This window comes from Fulvivirga aurantia, assembly GCF_009711475.1.
Taxonomy (GTDB): domain Bacteria; phylum Bacteroidota; class Bacteroidia; order Cytophagales; family Cyclobacteriaceae; genus Fulvivirga; species Fulvivirga aurantia.
Map to the genome: position 1 here is coordinate 1 of NZ_SMMD01000609.1, position 4,579 is coordinate 4,579.

Annotated in this window: 5 protein-coding genes; 4 read left to right on the forward strand and 1 reads right to left on the reverse strand. The window is 40.5% G+C overall.

From position 1 onward, the window contains the following. Positions 1-134: 134 nt before the first annotated feature. Positions 135-527: a VOC family protein gene (locus tag E1176_RS05625; protein ID WP_155209587.1), complete on the forward strand. Its 393-nt coding sequence runs from the start codon at positions 135-137 to the stop codon at positions 525-527. Positions 528-544: 17 nt separating this feature from the next. Here E1176_RS05625 and E1176_RS05630 read toward each other — a convergent pair whose 3' ends face one another. After that, positions 545-1,378, reverse strand: coding sequence for a helix-turn-helix domain-containing protein (locus E1176_RS05630; RefSeq protein WP_155209588.1), 834 nt, complete (start codon positions 1,376-1,378; stop codon positions 545-547). Positions 1,379-1,696: 318 nt separating this feature from the next. Between E1176_RS05630 and E1176_RS05635 the strand changes: the two genes are divergently transcribed. The 3 genes from E1176_RS05635 (at position 1,697) to E1176_RS05645 (ending at position 4,558) form a co-directional block, all read left to right on the forward strand. Continuing rightward, positions 1,697-2,551: an alpha/beta fold hydrolase gene (locus E1176_RS05635; RefSeq protein WP_155209589.1), complete on the forward strand. Its 855-nt coding sequence runs from the start codon at positions 1,697-1,699 to the stop codon at positions 2,549-2,551. Positions 2,552-2,775: 224 nt separating this feature from the next. Beyond that, entirely contained in the window at positions 2,776-3,939 is a 1,164-nt protein-coding gene (locus E1176_RS05640) for an MFS transporter (RefSeq protein WP_155209590.1), read from the forward strand. Further along, a complete protein-coding gene (locus tag E1176_RS05645; protein ID WP_155209591.1) occupies positions 3,926-4,558 on the forward strand; it encodes a flavin reductase family protein in 633 nt (210 codons plus the stop codon). The genes E1176_RS05640 and E1176_RS05645 overlap by 14 nt, the downstream gene beginning before the upstream one ends. Positions 4,559-4,579: the final 21 nt, after the last annotated feature.

The window sequence follows — 4,579 nt, forward strand, 5'->3', positions numbered from 1 at the left end:
AAGGGGTGAATCGTTGTCTATAGTTGGCTTTATGTTTACAAGTATACGGCAGACCATGAAAATGCTAAAGCTAGATCAGACGAATGACAGAATTGAAAGTTTAACCGTAAATAACCACGATAATTGACTCTAAGATGAAATCACAGTTTATAAATATCACATTGGTAGTCGAAGACTATGACGAGGCGATCGACTTTTATACGAAGAAATTACGCTTCAAACTTGTAGAAGACACCCAAATGATTGAGACCAAACGTTGGGTAAGAGTGCAACCCCCAGGAGGAAATGGCTGCTGTTTGCTGCTAGCCAAGGCCGGTAGCGATGAGCAGAAGCAGTACATTGGCAATCAAACCGGGGGTCGGGTATTTCTCTTTTTACAAACTGATGACTTTTACAGAGACTATAATTTCTACACAGAAAATGGCGTAAAAGTGATACGAGAGCCTTCGGTAGAAGAATATGGCACTGTAGCGGTAATCGCAGATCTTTATGGCAACCTTATCGATTTAATAGGGCCTAAAACATAAATTAAAGAGGCTGTGACTTAAAATGCCACAGCCTCCTCTTTCATATTTTTTCTTACCTGATACAGTAGCACGAGACCAGTGATAATAGCCGGTAACGTTAAGATTAAACTTAAAATTGAGAGTACAAATGTAATTAAGAAAGTAGCTACAAGTATCTCGAATACCCCAGCCACAAGCGCAATATCTCCAATTTGTGAGCGTGACATAGCGAGAGTTACACCAAAAAACACCCCTCCGATGGCAAGGAATATTACTTCGATCATTAACAGATCAGGGCCATCGATAGAAGGAAAGTAGAGAGAAATAATATCTATCAGACCGGCCAATACTATAATAATACCGAATGTAAGACTAGAGTATTTCAGCAAATCGAGTTTGAAATGTCGGGCTGTGATGAAAAAACCTGTAAGAAAGGCAAAAGCCGAAGCCACACTTAGGATTTTGACTACGGTATAGAAACCATAGCCTACAGAATCATCAAAAGAATTCATACCCCCCACATGCTGTGAAGAGACATCCACTGCGACTCGCATATAATCCATAAAACCTTCCGGAAAACCAATTATGAAATAAATGATACCAGCAACTATCGCCAATTGTAGGTAGGTTCTATTTTTTCTTATTTGCCCGGAGTCATGACTGTCAGTTTCTTCCTTTACAAAACTGGCGTAATCATAATCCAAAGCATTAAAAATAGTCTTTACCGTGTAGCTTCTTGGGGTTACATCTCCTGACTCTATCCGCTGGATGGTTCTCACGCTTATATTGCATTTTTCTACCAGCTCTTCTTGCGTTAATCCTTGCGCCTGGCGCAGCTCAGCAATTTGCTTACCTAATTGAGGTTGCTTCATTTTAAAAATATTTGATGACTGAGACAAAAGACGTAGAAGATTAGTTTTAGATCAAAAAATAAGGGCGCAATTGACCCGACATTTAGCCGACAATATACACAGAAACATATTTAAAGCCCAATTTCACTAAATTTTTGACTTCCCCAAAATTCAACCTTTATCAAAGAAAAATTGAGTCTGCAAACCATGCCCTAACAGCACGCCTTCAAATCAATCCAAAATCAAATGACATATTAATGACGGTTTAATGTCGGCCTTTTTTGCCACTTAATAATGTCCATGGCACGTATAATTGTCTAATAAAAAAACAAACTCGTTATGTGGAAAATAATCTTAATTTCAACAGCAGCCTTCATGCTGGCTGTTTTTCTCTTTCTAGAAAATTACAAAGCCCCACTTCCTGAAAACCATGGGAAAGTAAGAGCACAACTATCTATAGGAGAAGGCGAGAACCAACCTCTTATAGTTGGCTTTGGTGGTGGTGAAGGCGGCAATGCCTGGGCTTCCGATTATTGGAAAGAACCCAGGCAGCAGTTTATAGACCAGGGCTATGCATTTTTAGCTGTAGGTTATTTTGGTATGAAAGGCACGCCTGAGTCATTAGATCGAATTTCGCTAAATGCTATCTATGATACGATTATGCTTCAGGCAAACCACACATTGATCAATAAAGATAAAATTGCTTTGGTTGGTGCTTCCAAAGGTGGTGAACTTGCACTAAATCTGGCCAGTCGATATCCTGAAGTTGATGCTGTAGTATCTATCGTAAGTCCTCATGTGTCATTTCCAGCCATTACAATTATGGCCAATACCAGCTCCTGGTCATATGATGGTGAAGAGGTGGCATTTGTACCCGCTACCTACGCTACGATAGGTCCTGCTCTCAAAGGTGATTTACTCACGGCACACGCGCTCATGCTCGAAGATGAAAGTGCAGAAGAGAAAGCGGCCATTGAGGTTGAAAAAATAAATGGGTCAGTGCTGTTGATTTCTGCCAGTGAAGATGAGCAATGGCCGTCAGCGTCTATGTCCAACAAAGTAATTGAGCGGTTAAGCAAAAACGATTTCGAACATTACTTTAAACACGAAAAAATTGAGGGTGGTCACGTGGCACCATTGGCTCACTTTGATATGGTGTTTGACTTTCTAAACCAGCACATCAAAAATCTATAAAACAAAACACCCCTTGAAGACCTTGCTCCAAGGGGTGAATCGTTGTCTATAGTTGGCTTAATTGTGATACAATAATAGCGCTCCGCTGCCAACTGGCAAAAGGCATATAGCCCAATGGCTATTAGCTACGACCAGATGTATTATTTGCCTGTGAATCGATAAATCAACATATCAATAACTTCTGATTCTCGAAAGTGTTGTTTCAATAGATGTTTGAACATTAAATGAAACACAAGAAAGCCATTAAGGCAATAATTTTATTTGCCAGCAGCATGACAGTAATGTCTGGTGCTGTTATTTCACCCGCTCTGCCATCGATAAGCAATTTTTTTGATAGAGGCAGCGATGATTTACTTACCAAATTGGTGCTTACGATGCCAGCCATCTTTATAGCGGGACTGTCTCCTGTTGCAGGTTATTTAATTGATAGGTTTGGCAGAAAAACTTTATTGGCCATATCGCTAATTATTTATGGTATTGCAGGTACTGCAGGTTTCTTCATAGAAAACATTTATTTATTGCTGGTGAGTCGCGCTGTGCTCGGCATTGGTGTCGCAGGTATCATGAGCGCAGCTACTACGTTAATTGGTGATTACTTTAGCGGTGAAGAGCGTTCTAAGTTCATGGGATTTCAGGCGAGCTTCATGGCCCTGGGAGGTGTAGTTTACCTCAATCTGGGTGGTCTTCTGGCCGACTGGTCATGGCGAGGGCCATTTCTTATTTATGCCACAGCACTCACCATTTTGCCTTTTGCCCTATATTATATTTTCGAGCCCAAATCTTCACAAAAAGCCAAATCGAATAGTGACGGTAAGCTTCTCTCCGGCAAGGTGATTTTGATTTACACCATCGGTTTATTAGGCATGTTGTTTTTCTACATGGTGCCTGTGCAGCTACCGTTTTTACTCGAGCAGGAAGCCGGGGTTTCAAGCTCATTGGTAGGGTTGGCAATATCTGTTTCCACTATTACAGGAGCAATCGTTTCGATCAATTACAACCGAATTAAAAAGCTTACATCATTTGCCAGAATCTACGGGCTATCATTCATTTTGTTTGCCATTGGCTATGGCATCATCTCATCATCTAACAATTATTACGTCATCATCACTGGACTGGCTTTTTCAGGTTTTGGCATGGGCTTAATTATGCCAAATGGCAATCTCTGGCTCATGGAAATAACTGATGAGAAAAAACGTGGCCGCATCATTGGCGGTATGACGGCAGCCATATTTGCCGGACAGTTTTTATCACCCATCGCTGTAGCACCATTGGTAGATACGTTTGGGGTTAGTCAATCATTTTTAGTAGCTGCGGGCTTGATGTTAATTTTATCAATAACGCTGGCTATTATCAATCCATATAAAGTAAAATCTTATGCACTACACTAAAAAAGACATCGAGGAACTTGAGCGGGTAAAAAGACTCAATATTATAAATTCCATATCAGGTATCAAGCCTGCAAATTTGATAGGCAGCGTAGACAATAAAGGTAATGCTAATGTTGCTATTTTTAGTTCGGTAGTACATTTGGGAAGTAGTCCTGCACTATTGGGCTTTGTCATTAGGCCCACTGGCGAAGTGCCCCGCAATACTTACGACAACATTATGGCCACGGATAAATACACGATCAATCACGTGACTGATGGTTTTACTAAAAAAGCACACTACACATCGGCCAAGTTTGATAAAGATGTATCTGAATTTGAAAAATGTGGGCTTACCCCTGAGTATCTGGAAGGATTCAAGGCACCTTTTGTAAAAGAAAGCAAAATTAAAATCGGGTTGACTTTCAAAGAGGGAATCCCAATCAAACTAAATGGCACCATGCTAATGATTGGTGAAATCGAGCATCTGATTGTACCGGATGAGGCACTTGCAAAAAATGGCTATATCAATCTTTCAACCGCCTCCACAGCAGGCATTTCTGGTTTAAACAGTTATTACCAACTCAATAAAATAGATGACTACCCTTACGCCCGACCTCACGAACTACCAGAGTTTAATTAATTCCTAGTGAAATTCAATCAT